Genomic DNA, 22,325 nt, shown 5'->3' on the forward strand with positions numbered 1-22,325 from the left:
GAAGTTATATTTTCTCTATATTTGGATTTTAGCATCTTTTATAATTTTTAAATATAGGAATTGTTAAATATTTAAGAATCTATTACATTTTATGCATAATTCCCTTTTTTTCGTCATGAAAAATAAACTGTATTTAATGGTATTGTAAACAAACTGTAAAATAAATCATGTATAACTGTATAAGAAGGGAGTCGGATTATGAACTATTTTAAGCGAATCAGTAGTCTAGTATTAGCAGGAATTATAGGTCTTTCTAGTACAGTCGCTGTTAAAGCAGAGTCAAACGACGAGAAACTTAACAACATGCAACAGCAATTGCAGCAAAACGATGCAGAAATGCAAAAGAAAGAGCAAGAGAAGCAAGCTGTTAATAAAGAAATTAAAGGTATCGAAAACGAACTACATAATTTAAATAATACAATTGCAAAAAATAAAGAGGATCAAGCTGCTATTCAACGTAAAATCGATGAAACACATAAGCAGATTGAGCAAAAAAAGAATGAAATTGTCGTTTTAGAGGATAAAGTCCTTGCTCGTAAGGATATTATGAGAAAACGTATGGTTTCTGTTCAAAACAGTTCAAATACGAGTTTAGTAGTAGAAGTTGTAGTAGAGTCAAAAAACTTTGCAGATTTCTTACAACGTATGAACGCAGTTTCTACTATTCTAGAAGCTGATAAAGAAATTTTACGTCTACAAGAACAAGATCTTCGTCAAATAGAAGAAGATAAGAAAACAATTGATGAAAAAGAAGCATCTTTAGTAGTAGACAAACAAAAATTAGCAAAAGCACAAGCTGAGTTGCAAGATAACTTGAAAAAGCGTCAAGCTAACTTACAAACAGTTCAAGATAAATATAATCAGGTTGCAAGCCAACTTAATTTAGCAGCAGAAGAGAAAGCTAAAATTGAGTCAAATATGAAGGCAGTGCAAGAAACAATTGCTCGTGAGCAAGAAGCAGCAAGAATTGCAGCAGAAGAGCGTGCGAAAGCAGAAGCAGCTGCAAAGGCTGAGCAAGAAGCTTTAGCTAAGGCACAGGCGGAAGTTGCTGAAAAGAAAAAGCAAGAACAAGCTAGTAAACCAGCTAGTAAACCAGCCGAACCTGTTGCTAATAATAATTCGAAGGTAGAACCTGCACAACCTTCTAAGCCAACTGCTGGTGGAAAAGAACTTTATGTACATGCAACAGCGTATACAGCAGACCCAGCTGAAAATGGTTATGCAGCAGGTCAACAAGTATATTCTGCATGGGGACCGGGTGGTAAGCCTTATAACTTAACTGCAAACCCAGGAATGAAATTAATTGCGGTGGATCCATCTGTTATTCCATTAGGATCTACTGTAAATGTTGAAGGCTATGGAATTGCAATTGCAGCAGATACTGGTGGCGCGATTAAAGGTCACAAAATCGATGTTTTAATGCCGGATAAAGCTTCGTCTAGTAATTGGGGCAGAAAAAATGTTAAAGTTACAATTTTAAACTAAAACGTAATCCAACTTTACAAAACGTAAAGTTGGATTTTTTGTAAAAATAATGTTAAGTTGAGTTTACATTTTGTTAAGGAAAGCATACAATGAAATTGAGAGGTGGTAAATTTGTCCATTTTAAATAGAGTGAAGGAATTAAGAGCTCGATTTAATTTTTCGCAAAGTGTATTAGCAGAAAAGGTTGGAGTGACGAGACAAACAATTGCTGCAATTGAAAAAGGTGATTATGTTCCTTCATTGTTATTAGCACTTACGATTTGTGATGTATTCGAGTTAAAGATGGAAGATGTGTTTGTTTTAAATAAGGAGGGGGAAGAGGATGAATAGGATTGTTGCTTCGTATATTATAAATTTATTTTACAGTGTATTGGCATGCTGGGCATTCGTAGAGTTTTATGATTTTTATATACAGTTTGCTGATGTTATTAAAAATGAGAGTTTACCATCTAAAATAACAATGAGTTTGACACCTGTTGTATTAATATTTATTGTAGCTATTATATTAGCGTATTTTAAAAGATTGCATAAAAAGAAATATAACAAATCATCATTGCGATTATATCCTTTATTATTTCCCCAAGAGGATGAACGGGAGCAGGATATTACAGGTAAAGCATGCCGCACAACATTTGTATCATTATGGTTTGTATTACCTTGTGCACTAGGATTATTAATATTTACACCTGTAGCAAATTTATATATTTCGGCATACCCTTTATATGTTGTGTATTTGATTTATTTAATTCAAATGACAGTATTCCACGTATCACTATACAGAAATAAATTAGCTTAAAAATAAACCTTCTTGCACGTGCGAGAAGGTTTATTTCTAGCTTACACTTGTACATATAGCAATATTATCTTATCATTTTATATAGAGTAAGATTTTGTAAGGGAAAGGAATTGTATATGAATAAGCAAAGAATTTATAGTATAGTAGCAATCCTTCTATTTGTTGTAGGTGGTGTGTTAATCGGAAAGCCATTTTATGATGGATATCAGGCTGAAAAGAAACAGACTAAAAATGTACAGGCTGTTCAAAAAATGGATTATGAAAAACATGAGACGGAATTTGTAGATGCTTCGAAAATTGATCAACCAGACTTGGCAGAAGTAGCGAGTGCATCATTAGATAAGAAACAAGTAATTGGTCGTATTTCGATCCCGAGTGTTTCATTAGAACTTCCTGTTTTAAAATCTTCTACTGAGAAAAACCTATTATCAGGTACAGCAACAGTAAAAGAAAATCAAGTAATGGGAAAAGGGAACTATGCATTAGCAGGACATAACATGTCTAAAAAAGGTGTTTTATTTAGTGATGTAGCCTCTTTAAAAAAAGGCGACAAAATTTATTTGTATGATAATGAAAATGAATATGAATATGCGGTTACTGGTGTATCCGAAGTAACTCCTGATAAGTGGGAAGTTGTAGAGGATCATGGGAAAGATGAGATAACGCTTATTACATGTGTATCTGTGAAAGATAATTCTAAACGTTACGTTGTTGCTGGTGATTTAGTAGGAACGAAGGCGAAGAAGTAAAAAAGAAGGTCAACTCTTTAAAGAGTTGACCTTCTTTTTTACTAATGTTGAGAAATAATAGAATATTTTAGTTAGTATTTAAGTATTTTTCTATTTATGTATAATAAAGTTAGAATTCAAGATTTTGGGAGGAACAAGAGTGAAACAACAGGTGAAGAAACTTCTTTTAACAACAAGTATAGCGTTATTGGTAGCTCCAATTTCAGCCTATGCGCATCCAGGGCGTACAGATGCTAATGGGGGACATACGTGTCGGACAAATTGTGAAAAATGGGGATTACAGTACGGGGAATATCATTATCACAATAAGCCAGCTTCTAGTAGTGGTGCAACGAGTCCAGCTCCTAGCCCAAATAATAATGGTGCTGTAGAAGCTGAAAAACAAGTAGAAGCGCAGCGCAATGCTGAGGCTGAAAAACAACGTACCGCAGAGGCGCAGCGTAAAGCTGAAGAAGAGAGACAACGTGTAGCGGAGGAACAAAGAAAAGCTGAGGAAGAGAGACAACGTGTAGCTGAAGAGCAAAGAAAAGCAGAAGAGGTACGTAAGCGAGAGGAAGCACAGCGTCAAGCTGATATGGAAAAAGGGCAGCTTGAGGGACAAAAAAGTGGAGAGACTGATTTTAAAGCAGGGAAAAATGATGCGGAATCACATTTAGCTGGAAAATCAGATACATATAAAGAAGCATTCAAAACTGCATATGCTGCATCTTGGTCTTTAGAAGAGCAGAAGAAAACGCATTTTGAAAAAGGAAAAGAGCAAGGTTTAGCACAAGAGACGATGGAAGATAGTCAAATTGCTCCGGAGTTTAAGCCGAACTTTGCAGAAGGTTTCCAAGTAGGGAATAAAGAAAGAACAGAAAAAATTGAAAAAGAGCAAGCTGAACTAGGGGAAAAGGCAGGTAAGGAACTAGCCGGAAAGAACCCTGGAAATAGAGAGAAAGATGTGTACGTGAAGGCGTATGAAACAGCTTATGAAAAGGGCTATAAGTCTACAAAAAAAGCAGTAGAAAAGGCTGGCTATAAGTATGCATTTGAAAACTATGATTTGAAAGTTCCTGCTAAGTATGAAAAAAATGAATCGTTAAAGAAATGGTTTATTGAAGGATTTAAATCAAATAAAAAAGCAGCAGAAATTAGAGAAGAAGGATATAAAAAAGGAGACAGTTGGCTTGCATTCTTCTATAAGAATTTTGTGCCAAGTGAATATAAAGAACATAAAGAGCTGTACGAACAAGCGATAGAAAAAGGTAAGAATGCATAAAAAAGATGAGGGGAATCCCTCATCTTTTTTTAATCCATCCATTTTACTAATCTCTTAGAAATTAGTAATAAAACACAACCTAATACAATTGCTACAGCTCCGATTACTGTAAATACTTCAGCATATCCAAGTGAAGTTGTGAAGCTTGCAAGTTGTCCGCCTAAAATGTTAGCAATTCCTGAGCTTGCTAACCATACTCCCATTAATAAAGAAGCAAGTTTTACTGGGGCAAGTGCACTAACCATTGATAGTCCAACAGGTGATAAGAATAGCTCACCTAACGTATGGAAAAGATACGTAAAGACGATAAATAGTAAGTTTGCTTTTTCTGTAATGTTATGTTCATCACTACCAGTTTTTAATGTAGCGATAACGAGAATGATATAACCGATACCAAGCAAGATCATACCAAGTCCCATTTTAGTTGGGATTTTTAAATCCCCGCGCTTGCGAGTTGCAAGTTTTGCCCATAATGCTGAAATGACTGGAGCAAGTAAAATAATAAATAATGGATTGACCGATTGGAACCAAGATGTTGGAACTTCCCATCCGAACACAGAGCGGTCTACAAATTTGTTTGTATATAATGTTAATGAGCTACCAGCTTGTTCAAAGCCAGCCCAGAAGAAGACAACGAAGCATGTTAAAATGACGATAACTGCGGTACGTTGTTTTTCTTTTTTTGTTAACGGTGTATCTCCTACTGATGGTTGTCCATCTGTTGTTTGCAAATCACGAGTTGGTTTTTTACCGATATCACCAAGGAAGCGATTTGATAATGTTGTAAATAAAATTTGTCCAATGATCATTCCAATTGAAGCGGCTAAGAAACCGTAACGGAATCCGTAATGTACAACGCCATCAACTGTTGTTTTGAATAAATTTTCTGATAAAAATCCACAAACGAGTGGAGCTAAAAATGATCCGACGTTAATACCCATATAGAAAATGGTAAATGCACTATCACGTTTTGGATCGTTCTCTTCGTATAATTCCCCAACCAGTGTGGAGATGTTCGGTTTGAAGAATCCGTTACCGATAATAATAAGCGCTAATCCGAGGTATAGGCCGGCTTGGTTTTGCATGGCAAATAGTGTAAGGTTACCAATTGCCATTGTTATACCACCAATTGTGATCGCTTTTCGTCTACCTAGGAACCGGTCTGTTAAGTATCCACCAATCATTGGTGTGAAATAACAGGCTCCAGTGTAAAATCCGTAAATGGATAGTGCCCACGCAGGACTAAACCCAAGACCACCGCTTACTAAAGCTGTCGTTAAATATAATGTTAATAATCCTCGTAATCCATAGTAACTAAATCTTTCCCACATTTCTGTAAAGAAGAGTAAGTATAAACCTGGAGGATGTTTCTTTTTTCTTTGTTGTTCTCTTTCTAGTTGTATCGCTGATTCCATGTTATTTTCCTCCTGACACAAACAAAAACAAAGTTAATAATTTTGTACATTTAATATTTTACTTTATTAACTATTATAAGTCAATAAAGGTTGATTTTTCAGAAGAAATTGGAAAAGAGGGATAGCTATAGAATGGGTGTTTCTTTTATGTTAGACTATGGACTATGTTTTCTTTGTTAGGAAGCGAATTATTGCACTTTTTTATATGTGAAATTGATTTCATGAAAGATGAAATTAAAGAAGGAGAAACAAATGAAATTGTTACAGAAAAAAGAAATTTTACTGATTAGCCTTATGTTATTCTCGATGTTCTTTGGAGCGGGGAATCTTATATTCCCACCTTTCCTTGGGTATGAAGCAGGAGAACATGTGTGGATTTCATTAATAGGATTTATTATATCAGCAACAGGTCTTCCTATATTGGGTGTTATCGCTATTGCGAAAGCGGGAAGCTTTCAAACGTTAGCGGGGAGGGTTCATTCTTCATTCGCCATTATTTTCCCATGTATCGTGTATTTATTTATTGGACCAGGTCTTGGTATACCACGTGCAGGAAGTTTAGCTTTTGAAATGGGACCAGGTCAGTTCTTCACAGAATCGGGAAGTGTAGTTTTATTATGTTACACGGTTATTTTCTTTAGTATTGTGTACTGGTTAAGTTTATCACCGTCTAAATTAATGGGGTTGTTCGGAAAAGTTTTAACACCGTTATTATTAGGGATGATTGCCCTTATTTTTATAAAGAGTATGTTTACATCAGTAGGCAGTGTGAAAGAGGCTGCTGGAAACTATGGACAAGCTCCTATGTTCCAAGGCTTTTTAGATGGATATTTAACAATGGATGCGCTAGCCGCTTTAATTTTTGGGATTGTTATTGCAAATGCTCTTCGTGCAAAAGGTGTTGAAGATGATAAAGGTTTAGCGAAATATATGAGTATTGCTGGAATTGGTGCAGGACTATTATTATCTATTATTTATGTCATACTTGGATATGTTGGTTCAATTAGCGGTTCGTTAGGTATATTTGATAATGGGGCGAACGTGTTAGCGCAAGTTATGACTACATTATTTGGACAAGGCGGAGTCGTTTTATTAGGTCTTATTTTTACGATCGCGTGTTTATGCGTTTCAATCGGGCTTGTTACATCTTGTAGTCAATTTTTCGCAAGTGCATTTCCGAAAGTAGCGTATAAAGTTTGGGCATTTATATTAAGTTTTGCTAGTATGATTTTAGCTAATTTAGGATTAACACAAATTTTAAAAGTATCAGTACCGATTCTTGGATTTATTTATCCAGTTGCATTAACACTCATTATTCTAGGGTTATTCCATAAATATATTGGAAAGTATGCATACGTATATGCAGTAACTGTTGGGATTGTAGCGGTATTTAGTGCAATCGATATTTTCAATAAAAATGTAATGATGAATCAGTGGACGTCAATATTGAAATACATTCCGTTTTATACAGAAGGTGTTGGATGGATTATTCCAGCTATTATAGGTGTTTGTATTGGTGTCATCGTTAGTGTTGTTCTAAATAAGAATAAATGAGTAAAAAGGTGTTTTCCTATTTCGGAAGACACCTTTCTTTTTTTAGGAAAAATAGTATTGAAAATGAATAGACTAAGAGTATGATAAAGATAATTGGTAATATATAGATTTTGAATGAATGGTGAGGGGGGAGCGTATGAAGGAGGATTTAAATAAGAAAATAGAAGCGCTCGAAACGGCAATTGAAACAATTCAAGAAGCGCTTTTTGAATTGAAAGCAAAACAAAGAGAAATAGAAGTAGAAAATGCTCAGCAACATGTTAGTAAAGAAAAGAAAGAATATATTGAAACGGTAATGGAGGAAAAGCAAAAAGAAGAAGTAGTTACAATAAAGGAGCCCGTGCAAGAACGTGAGGTAAAACAAGTAGATATATCTGCATTTAAACCAGAACCATTTAATATTATTAAGTTTTGCCAAACTTGGTTGCCACGTATATTTGTCGGCATTATGTTACTTGGAGTAATCTGGTTATTTAAAGCAGGGGTAGATGCTGGATTATTAACACCTGTAATACGAATTGTGTTTGGTATTGTCCTATCAATCGGTTTTTATTATATAGGTGATATTCAAATTAAACGAGAGCGGCAAGCGTTGGGTTTAGTATTAGCAGGAGGAAGTATTACGGGTATAGTTTTAACGACATTTGCGGCGCATTATTTATATGGATTTATTCCAGCAAGTGTTGCGTTTGTATGTAATATTGCATGGGTCATTTTAGGTATTTATGTAGCGAAGAGGTATCAATCGGAATATCTTACTATATTCGTAGCCGTAGGAGCGTTCTTCGTGCCATTCTTATTAAATAGTACGACTCCTAATCCTTATATTTTCTTTGGATATGAGACGATACTAACACTTAGCTTATTATGGTATGCGTTGAAAAATCGTTATCAGTATTTATATATGATTTCTTATGCTGTTGCTGCTATTGTCCTTTTTGTTTTCTTTGCTATTATGTCAATGTTAGTAGAGGATTTGCAAATACAGTTAACGGTTGTTTATGGTTTGATTCACTTACTATTATTTTGGCATATGTTTACGGAGAGAAGTTTTATATTAGAGCCACGCTTGGCGATATTTAGTGCGAATGCAGTTCTCTTTATATTAGCCATTTCAAAAATACCTGAATTTACAACATGGGGATTAATGATTAGTGCACTCGTGCACGCTACTATGTTTGTGTTTGAATATAGGAAGAATAGACATTCTACATTTACAAATCTTTTATTTGGTTTCGCAATGGGTGCATTTAGTTTAGCGATTTTATATGAGTATAGTTTAGTAAATGCAGCGATTGTATTATTATTGCAAGGTTTCCTCGGTATGGTGACGGCTATTAAAGTAAAACAACAGGTGAAATTGTATGTTAGTGCGACGATTTACGCGATTGGAATGATACAAACTATTTTTAGTCCGTTTGATCATTTCATTTCAGCTGGGTTTGTTGCCCATATTATTTTAATAGGTACATTTTATTACTGCATGAAACAAGCGAAAGATGTATTAAGGAGCTTCGGAAAATATGTTTATTCTATAACGCTCTATTGGTTTATGGTTATCGTATTTATTGCAATTACTAGAGTCGGTGAAGTGCTGTCTACAGATGGAAGTATAATAAGCGTATCTGTATCGTTATTATGGATGGTATATGCATTATTTGCCGTTTGGCTTGGACGGAATAAAAATATGAATGAAATATTGTATGCCGGCTTAGTCGTGTTAGTCGTAACGATAGGGAAGCTATTCCTTCTGGACTTACCAGAAGTATCGATGATGATCAGGGCTGTGTTATTCTTAATTGTAGGAAGTATAGGTATCGTTATTTCAAGAATGTTTTTCTCGAAAGAAGAGCAGTGAGAAAAAGGCAATCCGCATGCGGATTGCCTTTTTCATTATTTCTTATCAATTATTACAGCTTCATTGTATTTCGCTGTCGTATTTTGGCGTAGACGAAGAGTTGCTTGTCCAGCAGTATTTGGATTGATTTGTACATTTACAATCTTCTCAGCAGAACCTAAGCTGTTTGTTGTGAAAGAGAATGCACTACTATATCCAAAAGTAGATGGCCAAGAACCATTTGTATTTTGAACTTTTGCTACTTGTGTACCGCCAGTAGTGAATATACCTAAAGAGTAATTAGTGTATGTTGTGTTTGGTAATAAGTTATTTACTTGGATTTTTATTTGGAACACTTCATTGTTTGGTAGAGTGCTAGGGTGTGTAACTACGTAGTCGTTTGCTGTTACAGCACCGTTATAACCGTATGAACCTGGTTTAAAAGTATTTGTATTAAACCATTGATAACCTGCATTTGGCGCACTCCAAGGTTCAGGTTGTGGCTCAGTTGATAAGCTTGGTTGTTCAAATGTTTGTAAAGTGGTAGGTAAATCAAGTTGTAAACCATTTACTTGATCTAAACTTGTAAATGTTTCTTTATTCGATAGCCAATTTACGATATTTTCTAGTAAGATAGCATCGTTTTCTTCTTTATATCCATCGTAAGTTTTCTTTGTTTGGCCAGAATCTTCACGAACGTATTTTGGCGATGCATCTTCAACTGGAGAAGAATCACCGATAAAGGCAGCTTTTCCAAGCCCTACTTTTGCGATAGCGGCATAAGGCCCCTCTGCAACGCCACCGCCGTTATAAACACCGCTATCAACAGCATTATTCCATTTTGACGGGTTTTCTGGAAGATAAACAAGCCCTTTTGCTAGTTTTGGGTTTGTAATTGCTAGAGTAGAACCTGCATGCATTGCTACAGATGAAACACCTTTTGTAATTCCGAATGATTGTTCAGGTGACACAATATTTTTAGCTGCAACATCACCGATTGCATTGTAGCGGAAGCGAATACCGAAGTTGTCAGATAGCCAATCAGAGCTTTCTACTCCTTGCATAGCTTGTGAATTTACTTCATCACTTGACATTCCTTTTGCAGGGTTATCCCATGCACCGCGTCTATATCCATTAAATACTTCAGAAGAGTCCCAGCGATTTTTATTACGATCTGCATTATAATGGTCAGCGATAAAGAAAATACTACCGCCATTTTTCACGTATTGTAACATAGCATCTTGTTCAGATTTTTTGTAAGGAATATTTGCTTCTGGAACGATAAACACATTGTAGTCTTTTAAATCTTCGTATGTAATTGGTGTTGATTTACGTAGTTCTTTTACATGATAGCCATTTTGAGCAATACCATTTCCGAAATCAGAAAAGCCACCATCAATAACCCAGTCAGCGGTTCCGGCAGTTTGACCGTGTGTATTATCGAATAATACTTTTTTCCCATTGTTTTGATTTACAACTTTTGCAGCAATTTCAGGAGCTGGGTCTACAGAGCTTTCTGCATAAGTAGACGGTATGAACGAAGTCCCTATACTTAGTGTAATTGCTGTTGCTAAAGAAAATGTAATCCATTTTTTATTCTTCATAGAAGAATCCCCCTAATAATAAATATATGTGCTTTAATAATGTAATTTATTTTTCTGTAAAAATAAAGACGGAAAACATAAAAAATATTAAAAAATTGTAAAAATAACGTGAATTTTGTTGAGAAATATTTATATAGATTTAAAAACATCCCTTCCAAGTAATAAGGAAGGGATGTTTTGTTTAACTAATTTTTGAGTTAGGTGTTTCATCAATTTTATGGAACCCTTTCATGTAATACACGATAGCTAAACCAATAAGCCAAATAGGACCAACAATCAATGCAATTCTTGTATCTTCTGAATACGCCATTATACCTAATACGAGTGCTAGGAAAGCGAGTGAGAAATATGAACTTAATGGATGTAAAGGCATTTTATATGTTAGCTTGTCCTTTTTATCAGTTTGCAAACCTTTACGGAATTTAATTTGAGCGATTAAAATGATGCCCCAAGTCCAAATTGCCCCGAAAGTTGAAATACTAGTCAGCCATGTAAACACTTTTGCGGGCACAAGATAGTTTAATATAACACCAACGAGTAAAACGATAGCTGTTGCTACAATTCCTTGACTCGGAATACCGTTTTTATTTAAACGACCAAATCTTTCAGGTGCTTTCTTTTGCTGAGCTAATGTAAATAGCATACGGCCTGTACTAAATAAACCACCATTACAAGAAGAAAGAGCTGCTGTTAATACGACAAAGTTAATAATCCCTGCTGCTTTTGCGATACCGATTTGCTGGAATGTTAATACGAATGGACTTCCTTTTTCACCAAGTTCATTCCATGGATAAATTGCCATCATAACGAATAGAGCCCCAACGTAGAACAGTAATATTCTCCAAAATACGTTATCGATTGCTTTTGCGAGTGTTTTTTTCGGATTTTGAGCTTCACCCGCTGTAACACCGATTAATTCAACGCCTAAATAAGCGAATAACACCATTTGCATGGAGAGTAGTAACCCAGAAAAACCATTTGGGAACCAGCCACCATGTGACCAAAGGTTTGAAATACCAGTAGCGATACCACCGTTTCCAAATCCGAATAAAATAATACCAGCTCCAACAATTATCATACAGATAATTGTGACAATTTTGATGAGAGCAAACCAAAATTCAAGTTCTCCAAATACCTTTACGGATAAGAAGTTGAAAGCACTCATTAATAATAGAGCGAGTAAAGCCCAAGTCCAGCGCGGGATATCTGGGAACCAGTATTGCATGTAAATGCCAGCTGCTGTAATTTCAGCCATGCAAGTAACAACCCATAAAAACCAGTAGTTCCAGCCAGTAATATAGCCAGCTAGTGGTCCAAGATAATCAGAGGCATATTTACTAAAAGAACCGGCAACAGGTTGTTCAATTGCCATTTCTCCGAGTGCTCGCATAATGAAAAAAATAACGAGTCCGGCGATCATATAACCTAGTAGAATAGAAGGGCCAGCTAGCTTAATAGCAGAAGCGGATCCTAAAAATAGTCCAACGCCAATAGCGGAGCCGAGCGACATTAAAGTAATATGTCGTTCTTTTAAACCGCGGTTTAAAGTTTCAGATTTGTTTGTGTGCTGCATAAGAAGAATCCCCCTTGTAGAGTGAACGATATTTGAATGCGTTTGCTAAATATTTAACTATTTCAAATTATAAAACATTTCTATCTGTTATGCTACAAAAATAATCATGATGAACTGTACTACATCTAAACTTGTCAGACTTAAACTTAAAATTCGAACTATTAGCGAATATATTGACTCTTCTTTTTATTGATTGTTAAGATTAAGTATTATATTTTCTCACATACTAGTAAGAAAAGAATATGTGATAATAATTCAGATGTAGGAAGGGTACATAACCATGTTTCAATTACAAAAATATAACACTTCTGTGAAGCAAGAGCTTTTAGCTGGCATCACAACTTTTTTTACATTTGCGTATATTCTTGTCATCAATCCGAAAATATTATCTGATGCAGGTGTACCATTTGATCAAGCTTTTACAGCAACTATTATTGCGACGGTTGTAGGAACGCTATGTATGGCGTTTTTAGCTAACTATCCAATTGTTATTGCTCCAGCTATGGGAATGAATGCGTATTTTGCTTATTCTGTTGTTCAACAGGCAGAGGGGATTACATATGTCATTGCGTTTTCAGCAGTATTTGTAACAGGTATCATTTTTCTTTTATTATCTTTCACTTCATTTAGGCAAAAGCTAATTGTCGCAATTCCTGATAGTTTAAAACATGCAATTGCAGGTGGAATTGGACTATTTATTGCTTTTATTGGATTACGCCTTTCTGGAATTATCGTTGATCATCCATCTAATTTAGTTACGATTGGTGATTTTCATTCTCCAGCCGTTATTTTAACTTTAATTGGTTTAATATTAGCGGCGGTATTAATGGCATTACGTGTGAGCGGTGCATTATTTATTAGTATGATTGTGACAGGAGTTATCGCCTTCTTTACAGGGCAACTGAAGTTTACGGATAAAATTGTTGCGATGCCTCATTTACCAGAGGGAATTATCGTTTCAAACCCAATCAATGCCTTTTCAGATGTAATTGAATACGGATTATATGGTGTTGTATTTTCATTTTTACTTGTACTGTTATTTGATACAACAGGTGCATTACTTGGTTTAATTAAACAAGCGGGTTTAATTACAGATAATACAGAGAAACGTTTTGGTAAAGCGTTTATTGCAGATGCAATTGGTGGGACTACAGGTTCTATCTTTGGAACAAGCCCAACAGCAGCGACGATTGAATCATCAGCTGGTATTGCTGCAGGTGGTAAAACAGGATTAACGGGTATTGTAGTTGTCGGTCTAACGATTATAACGGCATTCTTCAGCCCTGTGATTGCTTCTTTATCAAGTGTAGCCGCTATTACAGCTCCTTCATTAATTATTGTAGGTAGTCTAATGGCGCAAAGTCTTCGTGATATTAATTGGAATGAATTTGAAGATGCATTACCAGCATTTTTAATTTTTATTGGTATTCCGTTAACGTCTAGCATTGCGAATGGAATTGCAATTGGATTTTTAGTGTATCCAGTCTTAAAAATTGTGAAAGGGAAAGGGATGGAAGTACATCCGTTACTATACTTATTTACAATTTTATTTGGATGTCATTTATTCTTATAATATAGATATAGAAGAGGGAGCTTCTTATGGGAGGCTCTTTTTTTGTGTATAATAAAGTAAAAATTAAACGATTTTAGTAAAATATAAATTACCTAATGGAATATATATGTTACAATAAAGGCAGAGGAGGAACATGAATGGCTGTAAGTAAAATAAAAGTCGCGCGTGTTCAGTTAGATTTAACACAGCAACAATTAGCAGAAAAAGTAGGCGTTACAAGGCAAACGATTAGTTTAATTGAGAAGGGGAAATACAACCCGTCTTTAGATTTATGTTTGAAAATTTGTTATGCGGTAGACAAAACATTGAATGATTTATTTTGGGAGGAAGAGGAGTGAGGATTGTGAAAGATGAACGTTTAATGATTGAGGGGCTAAAACATATTAGACTCGTTTTCATCTTACAAAATATCGTCATACTAGGTATCGTTTTTTATCGCTACGTTTTGCAAGGTGCAGAATATGAAAGTGTTTCGGATTTATTAATGGTATTTATGGGCGGGATCGTAGTCATTAACTTCTTAAATTTAAAACATTCTGTAGAGGCATATGAGCATACAGGTGGAGTATCACGCAGCTATTTTATGAAATTATTATTTATTCCAGTAGGAATTGTTATTGGAATTTTAGCTATTTGTATTATTGTAACACCAGATATTGCTATAAAGGAAATTAGTATGACAGGACTTATTATGTTTGCTTGTTTTTTAGTTCCTAGTTTGTTTATATACATATATATGAGAAAAATAAAAAGTGAAGATTGAAATATAAGAAAAGCTTTCCCATATTGCGGAAAGCTTTTCTTATATTCTTTTATACAGTACTTTATGAAGGCCAATCGGTTCAATTTCAAAGATTTCACCATGTTCCTGAAAGCCTAAGCGCTTGTAATAGTCAGCTACAGTAATTCGGCCATTACACCATAATATATTTGCTTTACGTTCTTGCAAGACTTGCTCCGCCTTCTGAATTAAGGAACTTCCAGCACGTTGGTTTCGAAATTCAGGTAATGTGGCCATTCCTCGTAGACGATAATGAACACCTGCTAGTAAGTCAGGGGATATCTCTTTTGAGAAGGAAGCGATACTAATTAGTTCATCGTTTATAAATGCGCCTAAGTGAAAGGTGTCTGTTTCATAGTCGGAAGAGTATTTACAATCTGCTAATGTTTGATTCGGGCGTAAAATTTTTTGACGTAATACGTAAGTTTCAGATCCCTCAATATTTTTCACGGTAATCATATTAACATCCTTTCTTATAAGGCGTTTTCTGTTAGTTGTATAAAGAAATAGGCAGGTGCGGCGAAAAGTCCGAGTATGCTAGCAGTTCCGAGAAGGAGTGAAAGTAAGAGGCAAGAGTATTTTATTCCATTCGATTTTTTCCATCCGTAACTACAAATTTCAATGCTAACACCGATGAGAATAATGGCAACGAGTATTTCCGCCAATAATAAAAGAGCTAAAGTTACAATAGACATAATGTGATCCATCCTCATAATATGTGATAGTAACATTTTACCATATGGAATGGAAAAAAATGCCCCTCAATTATGTAAGGGGCATTTTTTATTCTAATATGTTTTTCAACGTATCAATATGTTCTTTTGAACCTGTGACAAGCAATGTATCACCATGTTGTAGTCTCGTATCACCATGCGGGATTAATGCTTTATTACCGCGGTAAATTTGAATGACGAGTACATCCCCTAAAAACGGAAGGCGACGTAGTGCAACACCGTTATATGTATTGCTACGTAGTTCAACTTCACGAACTGTTTCATTTGCTGTTGTAATTAAGCGAACGAGACTCGGTTTATCAATTAGTGCACGTAACAGAATACGTGTAGAGTTAATTGTTGAGAATACGGCGATATGTTCTTGCGTTGCTTTTTCTTGTAGAAGTGGATCTTCTACACTTGCAATAACATGTTCAACACCTAGATCTTTTGCGTGTTCCGCCAATAATAAGTTTTGTTCATCATCACTTGTTGCAACAACAACGCGGTCTGCGTTAAATGCTGTTTGTTCAGTTAATGAAGCGATTGTGATGTCATCTAATTTTACGATAGGGAAGTCATGTGATTTCGCTTCCTCATCATTTATTTTATTTTGACGCATCATATAAAGTGTTACGTCATAATCTTCTCGTTTTAAATCAAGTGATAACGGAAGGGTAATTCTGCTCGCACCAATAATAGAAACTTTTGGTTTTGGTGTTTCTACTTTTGGGAACATCTTTTTAAATAATATAGGTGCAAAAATACAAGTAATAACTGCGCTTAAAATAAGGGAAGCAGATAAACTCGGACTGATGATTCCTAGTTTTTCACCAATTTGTGCAGCTGCAATAACTAAAGAAAGTGTCGATGTTAATAAGATGGCACTTCCTAGTACGATATTACGTGGATACCATTTTCGTAAGACGAGTGATGGTAACAGTTTTGAGATAAAGAGTCCTACAATTAAAATTGGGATCATTAGCATGCTAGAAGGTTCTTTAAAAATAGACCAAACTTCTAGATTCACACCAACCATTACGAAGAAAATAGGGATGAAGAAACCGTAGCCGATGGAATCCAGTTTTTCAATCATATCTTCATTTGGTGATAATAACGATACGAGTACCCCTGCTAAGAAGGCACCTAAAATATTTTCAGCTCCAACAGATTCAGATAACCCAACTAATATTAAGATGAGTGCAAAAACAGCTCGTGTATCAATTTGTACACTACCAGCTTTTAAGCTATCTAAGTATGGAATGTTTTTAAAGCGTTTTGCAACGAAGTAAATAACAATACCAGCGCCGAATAGAAGAAGAAGGAGCCACATGCTTTGGCCGCTTTCGGAATTTAATCCGACGAATACAGCGAGTAAAATCATTGTAACTAAATCTGCAATAACAGCGACTAATAAAATGATTTGTCCGATTGCCGTTTTTCCTAAGTTATTTTCTTTTAATGTTGGTACAACAACACCTAAAGAAATAGTTGAAATAATTAAAGTCATAAACATTGCATTATCCACGAATCCTAGCCATACGAACAGTAATGATAGGGCATAAGATAAGATGAAAATAAATAAGAAGATAATGCTTGCTGCTTGGAATGTGTTTGGTTCGTTTGTCGTATTCTTTTTCCCTTTTTGTTTAAAGATAGAAAAATCAATTTCTAAACCGCTTAAGAACATTAAGAAGATAAATCCTAGTGTCGATAAGACTTGAAGCCACATATCTGGCTCAATAATATTAAACCCACTTTTACCTACAAAGATTCCTGCGATGATTTCTGCAACAACGACAGGAAGTGCTTTTAATTTAAAGCGTTGTAACAAAAGGGGAACGAAAAACGCGATTGCAACGACAACCATAAGTGATAGAACAGAAGTATGATGTTCCATTGCGTTCTCTCCCTTCAAATAAATATAGTACCTATTTAGCCATATAATAGGTAGAAAAGCAACGCATATGGATTCGATTTCATAAAGAAAGAGTTTTCTTAAGATTTGTCATAATAAGTATATTTTTCATGATTCTGTTGTTAATTTCGTAATGTGGATGTAATAGGGGAGGGGATAAGTGAAACTTTAATCAGTGGGGTCTTACTGCTCGTTAATGCGGGATAAAAAAAGACCGCTGAGGAATCTCAGCAGTCTTTTTCATGTACATTACATTGAGAAGAAGATCCATACAGTTAAACCAACTGTTGCAGTTGCAACGAAGAAACTGTATATCATTGTAAGAATTTGAACTCTTCCTTCTCCTTCTTTTAAATGCATGAACATAATTAATTGTAACAACGCTTGCGCAACAGCCATTACGATAATAGTTGTTAAGATTGTTGAAAGTGGCAAGTTTGTATAAAGTGCCACGTATAACGCTAGAAACGTTAGTGCAAGCGATAAAATAAATCCGAAAACGTGTGACCAAGGGAATCCGCTATGCGCATGCCCGTTTGCTTGATTGTTATTTTGACCCATTTACGCCACCATCCCGTTCAAGTAAACTAGTGTGTAAATAAAGACCCAAACAAGATCAAGGAAATGCCAGTATAAGCTGATAATAAATACTTTACGAGCTGTAACTGGTGTTAAACCTCGTTTTAAAATTTGGATAATAACACAAATTGCCCAAATGATACCGCCTGTTACGTGGGCTCCGTGCGTTCCAAGAAGAACGAAGAATGCAGATAGGAAAGCACTTGTTTGAATTGTTGCGCCTTCACCGATGTACATAATGAACTCTTCGATTTCAAAGAATAGGAAACCTGCACCTAAAAGTAATGTAAGGATGAACCATCCAAGCATTGCTTTTTGGTTGTGCTTACGCATTTCGTGAATTACGATACCACATGTGAAACTACTTGTTAAAAGTAGTAATGTTTGAATTAAAAGCGTTTTAAGTTCAAACAGTTGCGCTGGGGTTGGGCCATCTGCCGTACGACCAGCAAGTACTAGATAAGAGGCGAAAAGTGTTGCGAACAGCATAATTTCAGCCCCAAGAAAAATCCAAAATCCTAGGATATTCAATCTGCTTTGCTCGGATTGATATTCCAAAGGTAAGCTTTTATCTAAAGCCGCCATATCATTTCACCTCTCATGCTATATGTTCTGTTTCTTTAATTTCATCAACGCTTACGTAGTAGCCATCATCATAATCGAATGAACGATAGATTAAGCAAGCTAAAATACCAACGCCGCCGATTGCTGCAAGCCAGAACCAGCTAAATACTAATGCGAAACCTGCAAGACCGAAGAATAAAGACGCAATAATAGGCACACCAGAGTTACTTGGCATGTGAATTGGTTTGATATCTTCTGCTGCTGGTGTAACTGTTTCTCCGCGTTTTTTCATGTACCAGAAAGCATCAGCTTCTTTGATTTCAGGAAGTTTCGCGAAGTTGTAATGTTGTACAGGAGATTGAGTTGCCCATTCAAGTGTACGGCCATCCCATGGATCTCCAGTTGTGTCACGTTCACCGTGACGAGCACTCCAAATTACATTGTAACAAAGAATTAGGAAACCAATACCCATCATTACCGCACCAACAGATGCGATTTGGTTTAGCCATCCCCATCCAAGACTTTCAGAGTAAGTGTACATACGACGAGTCATACCGTCTAAACCTAAGAAGTACATTGGGAAGAAACAGATATTGAATCCGCTCATAAAGATCCAGAATGTCCATTTACCTAGGCGTTCGTTTAACATATGACCAGTCATTTTTGGATACCAGAATGTGAATCCAGCAAGCATAGCGAATACTGTACCTGCGATTAATACGTAGTGGAAGTGAGCAATTAGGAAGTAGCTGTTATGGTACTGATAATCAGCTGCTGCCATACCAAGCATAACCCCTGTAACCCCACCGACTACGAAGTTTGGAATAAATGCCAATGACCAAAGCATTGGAACTGTAAAACGAATACGTCCTTTATACAGTGTAAACAACCAGTTAAAGATCTTAACCCCGGTTGGAATCGAAATCGCCATTGTCGAAATCGAGAAGAATGAGTTAACCGCTGGACCTGCACCCATCGTGAAGAAGTGATGAAGCCATACGACGAAACTTAGTAAAGAAATTGCAACCATTGAGTATACCATCGCACTGTAACCGAATAGACGTTTACGTGAGAATGTACTAATGATTTCAGAGAAAATACCGAATGCCGGTAAAATAACGATATATACTTCAGGGTGACCCCATACCCAGAATAGGTTGGCCCATAACATTGGCATACCGCCGCTCGCCATCGTAAAGAAGTGAGCATCGAATAGACGGTCAAATGTCATTAATGCAAGAGCAACTGTTAATACTGGGAAAGCGAAAATAATGATAACTGTTGTAATTAAGATTGACCAAGTAAACATTGGCATTCTCATTAAAGTCATACCAGGTGTACGCATTTTTAAGATAGTAACAAGGAAGTTAATACCGGTCATTAGCGTACCGAGACCTGAAATCTGTAATGCAATTGCGTAGTAGTTATTTCCTACACCAGAAGTAAACTCTGTACCTGCCATTGGGAAGTAAGAAGTCCACCCAGCGTCTGGAGAACCACCGATTACGAAAGCGATGTTGAATAACATTGCTCCGACGAAGAATAACCAGAAACTTAAAGCATTTAAGAACGGATATGCAACGTCACGAGCACCAATTTGTAATGGTACTACAAGGTTCATTAATCCCATAACGAATGGCATCGCCATGAAAAGAATCATAACTGTACCGTGTGTTGTGAAGATTCCGTTATAGTGTTCAGCATTTAAATAAGTTGTTTCTGGGAATGTTAACTGTGCACGGATCATTAAACCGTCCATACCACCACGGAATAACATGATAACCGCAGAGATAATATACATGGCCCCAATCTTTTTATGGTCAACAGTTGTTAACCATTCGTCCCAAAGCCATTTCCATTTTTTATACTTTGTTAGTACGAAAATGATTGCTAATGTCACAAGAACGATAGAAGCGTCTGCACCGTAAATAATCGGGTCACCTGTGACAAAGAATTCATCAAGCTTCACTGTGTTCACTCCAATCTGTTGGAATAATAGCTATTATTTTTTGTTTTTGTAGTAGTTGTAATCACAATATTCAAGTGATTTTGGATCTACATAACTTAAGTGGTGACTAGAGAATGTCATACGACCAACTACACCAGGTTTAACAATTTCGTTGTACTTATCTTCTGTTAGTTTAGGAGCAGTTTGTTGTACTTCTTTAACCCACTTGTCATATTTCTCTTTAGTTTTTGCTTCAACTTCGAACTCCATATGTGTGAATCCTTCACCAGAGAAGTTCGCACTACGGCCTAGGTAAGAACCAGGCTTATCAGCTTGTAAATAAAGATCCATAATCATGCCATCCATAGTGTACTTCATACCACCAAGTTCTGGTACCCAGAAAGCATTCATTGGACCGACAGAAGTCAGTTTGAATTGAATTGGTACACCAGCTGGGATGTTTAAATAGTTAACGGTTTCAATTTTTTCCTCTGGGTAACTGAATAACCATTTCCAGTTTGCAGATGTAACATAAATCTCAACTGGTTTAATATGTTTGGACTCTGCCGGAACCTCTTCCGAAGCATACGTTGCTTTTACTGTTGGAATCGATAATGCGATAACGATAATAACAGGAACAAGCGTCCAAATAATTTCTAATAATGTGTTACCGTGTTGTTCAGGTGGCTCGTAGTCCATATTCTCTGGTTTTTCACGATAACGAATCAAGATGACTGTAAACAAGATGAATACAATTGCGATAATTAATGACATAAGCAAGAATGACCAAACAATTAAATCATACTGTGCTTTTGCAACAGGTCCTTGCGGATTTAATACTGCGAGTTTCTTATCACAGCCGCCGAGGAACAGAAGTAATGATAACGGAAGAAGCGAAGCCAGCTTCCAAAACGTTTTCTTTAGTTGCACGATTGAAAATCTCCTTTCTCCTTGGATTGAAACTATGCCAATAAAACAATATAAACCTATTAATTTATAGATGGCAATAGTTTTTGTGATATTGTTAAAAAATAGACACAAATGCACACTTTTTAAGGTGAATATCATTTGTAACTTGATAACATTGTAAACTATTTTCCAGTGAAAAACGTGATTGTGGAAATTTTAAGATAAATAAAGTTATACCAAGATATCCAAGAAATAGAAAAAAGCTATCTTATGATAAGAAAGATAGCTGAATATTTTGTATATTTAGTTTACTTCTTTTTTTAGATTTATTTGTTGTTCAAATGTGACAACTTTTTTATATTTTAATTGGTATAAAATGTAACAAAAAATCATAAATGGAATACCACAATAAAGAGCAATTCTCTGATCTGGAATGAAAGCTAAACTAACAAATGTAATGAAATTGAGTGAGAATGCTACGATTGGAACGATTGGATAAAGCGGTGTGCGATATTTTAAATCATTAATGTCCCCGCCGTTTTTTAAGAAATTTCTACGGAAGAAAAACTGTGAAGCTGCGATTGACATCCAAACTACGACAGCGGCCATAGCTGCAATAGATGTTAAAACTAAAAAGACAGTATCTGCCGCAAATATACTTGTTAATAGAGACAAACTTGCAAAAATTAGACTGAAAATTAATGCGTTTAGTGGCACTCCTTTTTTAGTTAACTTCGTAAAAGCTGGACTTGCCATTCCTTGTTTTGCCATCGCCCAAAGCATACGAGAATTTGCGTATAGACCAGAGTTGGCTACGGATAATACTGCTATAATAATAACAAAGTTCATAATGTCAGCTGCATATGGAACACCAGCTACATCAAATACAAGTACAAATGGACTTTCGACTAGATTAGCCTCTTGCCATGGGAGTAAACCTACAACAACTGATATTGCTAGGACGAAGAAGAAGAGAGTTCGCCAAATGGTATTTTTAATCGCTTTTGGAATTGATTTTCATTCCGATTTTTTAATCATTAGTGGGGGATGTGACACATACTCGGCT

The 22,325-nt window shown here is 35.8% G+C and carries 20 protein-coding genes and 1 pseudogene; 10 read left to right on the plus strand and 11 right to left on the minus strand.

Annotation, left to right across the window (positions count from 1 at the left end):
• The first annotated feature begins 198 nt into the window (after nt 1–198).
• The 5 genes from ACSG5Z_RS27195 (at nt 199) to ACSG5Z_RS27215 (ending at nt 4,291) form a co-directional block, all read left to right on the plus strand.
• The gene (locus ACSG5Z_RS27195) at nt 199–1,485 is read left to right on the plus strand and encodes a 3D domain-containing protein (RefSeq protein ID WP_435712615.1); all 1,287 of its coding nucleotides are present in this window, start codon (nt 199–201) and stop codon (nt 1,483–1,485) included.
• Between the two features lie 111 nt (nt 1,486–1,596).
• Nucleotides 1,597–1,815, plus strand: a complete 219-nt coding sequence (locus tag ACSG5Z_RS27200; RefSeq protein ID WP_141542835.1) for a helix-turn-helix transcriptional regulator — start codon at nt 1,597–1,599, stop codon at nt 1,813–1,815.
• Complete coding sequence (locus ACSG5Z_RS27205; RefSeq protein WP_097907690.1) at nt 1,808–2,281, plus strand: RNA polymerase; 474 nt, start codon at nt 1,808–1,810, stop codon at nt 2,279–2,281. The genes ACSG5Z_RS27200 and ACSG5Z_RS27205 overlap by 8 nt, the downstream gene beginning before the upstream one ends.
• 116 nt (nt 2,282–2,397) lie before the next feature.
• On the plus strand, nt 2,398–3,030 hold the full coding sequence (locus tag ACSG5Z_RS27210; RefSeq protein ID WP_087983462.1) for a class A sortase: 633 nt from the start codon (nt 2,398–2,400) through the stop codon (nt 3,028–3,030).
• A 139-nt stretch (nt 3,031–3,169) separates the two neighbouring features.
• Nucleotides 3,170–4,291 (plus strand): YHYH domain-containing protein, encoded by a 1,122-nt coding sequence (locus ACSG5Z_RS27215; RefSeq protein WP_262720118.1) that lies wholly within the window; start codon nt 3,170–3,172, stop codon nt 4,289–4,291.
• A gap of 29 nt (nt 4,292–4,320) precedes the next feature.
• On the opposite strand, the gene ACSG5Z_RS27220 is transcribed toward ACSG5Z_RS27215, so the two are convergent.
• A complete protein-coding gene (locus tag ACSG5Z_RS27220) occupies nt 4,321–5,706 on the minus strand; it encodes a peptide MFS transporter (RefSeq protein ID WP_088061913.1) in 1,386 nt (461 codons plus the stop codon).
• A gap of 252 nt (nt 5,707–5,958) precedes the next feature.
• Between ACSG5Z_RS27220 and brnQ1 the strand changes: the two genes are divergently transcribed.
• Together brnQ1 and ACSG5Z_RS27230 are read left to right on the plus strand one after the other, a co-directional pair.
• A complete protein-coding gene (gene brnQ1 / locus ACSG5Z_RS27225; protein ID WP_435712616.1) occupies nt 5,959–7,260 on the plus strand; it encodes a branched-chain amino acid transport system II carrier protein BrnQ1 in 1,302 nt (433 codons plus the stop codon).
• A 136-nt stretch (nt 7,261–7,396) separates the two neighbouring features.
• Nucleotides 7,397–9,118 (plus strand): DUF2339 domain-containing protein, encoded by a 1,722-nt coding sequence (locus tag ACSG5Z_RS27230; RefSeq protein ID WP_435712617.1) that lies wholly within the window; start codon nt 7,397–7,399, stop codon nt 9,116–9,118.
• A 35-nt stretch (nt 9,119–9,153) separates the two neighbouring features.
• Here ACSG5Z_RS27230 and ACSG5Z_RS27235 read toward each other — a convergent pair whose 3' ends face one another.
• Nucleotides 9,154–10,701 (minus strand): DNA-binding protein, encoded by a 1,548-nt coding sequence (locus ACSG5Z_RS27235; RefSeq protein ID WP_435712618.1) that lies wholly within the window; start codon nt 10,699–10,701, stop codon nt 9,154–9,156.
• A gap of 181 nt (nt 10,702–10,882) precedes the next feature.
• Nucleotides 10,883–12,274 carry an amino acid permease gene (locus ACSG5Z_RS27240; RefSeq protein WP_435712619.1) on the minus strand — a complete coding sequence of 464 codons (1,392 nt, stop codon included), beginning with the start codon at nt 12,272–12,274 and terminating at the stop codon, nt 10,883–10,885.
• A 280-nt stretch (nt 12,275–12,554) separates the two neighbouring features.
• Here ACSG5Z_RS27240 and ACSG5Z_RS27245 point away from each other — a divergent pair, with 280 nt between their 5' ends.
• The 3 genes from ACSG5Z_RS27245 to ACSG5Z_RS27255 all read left to right on the plus strand — a co-directional run bounded on the left by ACSG5Z_RS27245 (nt 12,555) and on the right by ACSG5Z_RS27255 (nt 14,610).
• Nucleotides 12,555–13,847, plus strand: a complete 1,293-nt coding sequence (locus ACSG5Z_RS27245; RefSeq protein ID WP_087983292.1) for an NCS2 family permease — start codon at nt 12,555–12,557, stop codon at nt 13,845–13,847.
• A 137-nt stretch (nt 13,848–13,984) separates the two neighbouring features.
• Entirely contained in the window at nt 13,985–14,185 is a 201-nt protein-coding gene (locus ACSG5Z_RS27250) for a helix-turn-helix transcriptional regulator (RefSeq protein WP_000301181.1), read from the plus strand.
• The gene (locus ACSG5Z_RS27255; RefSeq protein WP_088061923.1) at nt 14,182–14,610 is read left to right on the plus strand and encodes a hypothetical protein; all 429 of its coding nucleotides are present in this window, start codon (nt 14,182–14,184) and stop codon (nt 14,608–14,610) included. The genes ACSG5Z_RS27250 and ACSG5Z_RS27255 overlap by 4 nt, the downstream gene beginning before the upstream one ends.
• A gap of 39 nt (nt 14,611–14,649) precedes the next feature.
• Here ACSG5Z_RS27255 and ACSG5Z_RS27260 read toward each other — a convergent pair whose 3' ends face one another.
• The 8 genes and pseudogenes from ACSG5Z_RS27260 to ACSG5Z_RS27295 form a co-directional block, all read right to left on the minus strand.
• Nucleotides 14,650–15,087 (minus strand): GNAT family N-acetyltransferase, encoded by a 438-nt coding sequence (locus ACSG5Z_RS27260; RefSeq protein WP_435712620.1) that lies wholly within the window; start codon nt 15,085–15,087, stop codon nt 14,650–14,652.
• Nucleotides 15,088–15,101: 14 nt separating this feature from the next.
• Nucleotides 15,102–15,359: a DUF4022 family protein gene (locus ACSG5Z_RS27265; RefSeq protein WP_000926994.1), complete on the minus strand. Its 258-nt coding sequence runs from the start codon at nt 15,357–15,359 to the stop codon at nt 15,102–15,104.
• 52 nt (nt 15,360–15,411) lie between these two features.
• A complete protein-coding gene (locus ACSG5Z_RS27270) occupies nt 15,412–17,241 on the minus strand; it encodes a monovalent cation:proton antiporter family protein (protein ID WP_137011089.1) in 1,830 nt (609 codons plus the stop codon).
• A 267-nt stretch (nt 17,242–17,508) separates the two neighbouring features.
• Nucleotides 17,509–17,820 (minus strand): cytochrome aa3 quinol oxidase subunit IV, encoded by a 312-nt coding sequence (qoxD, locus tag ACSG5Z_RS27275; RefSeq protein ID WP_000531382.1) that lies wholly within the window; start codon nt 17,818–17,820, stop codon nt 17,509–17,511.
• On the minus strand, nt 17,821–18,423 hold the full coding sequence (qoxC, locus tag ACSG5Z_RS27280; RefSeq protein ID WP_000729313.1) for a cytochrome aa3 quinol oxidase subunit III: 603 nt from the start codon (nt 18,421–18,423) through the stop codon (nt 17,821–17,823).
• A 13-nt stretch (nt 18,424–18,436) separates the two neighbouring features.
• Nucleotides 18,437–20,371: a cytochrome aa3 quinol oxidase subunit I gene (gene qoxB / locus ACSG5Z_RS27285; protein ID WP_000762383.1), complete on the minus strand. Its 1,935-nt coding sequence runs from the start codon at nt 20,369–20,371 to the stop codon at nt 18,437–18,439.
• Between the two features lie 33 nt (nt 20,372–20,404).
• Nucleotides 20,405–21,280, minus strand: coding sequence for a cytochrome aa3 quinol oxidase subunit II (gene qoxA, locus ACSG5Z_RS27290; protein WP_046957295.1), 876 nt, complete (start codon nt 21,278–21,280; stop codon nt 20,405–20,407).
• 282 nt (nt 21,281–21,562) lie between these two features.
• A pseudogene (locus tag ACSG5Z_RS27295) lies at nt 21,563–22,276 on the minus strand (amino acid permease); the annotation flags it as partial.
• Nucleotides 22,277–22,325: the final 49 nt, after the last annotated feature.

Origin of the sequence: Bacillus pretiosus (assembly GCF_051294775.1) — a bacterium.
In the GTDB taxonomy this organism is placed as follows: Bacteria; Bacillota; Bacilli; order Bacillales; family Bacillaceae_G; genus Bacillus_A; species Bacillus_A wiedmannii.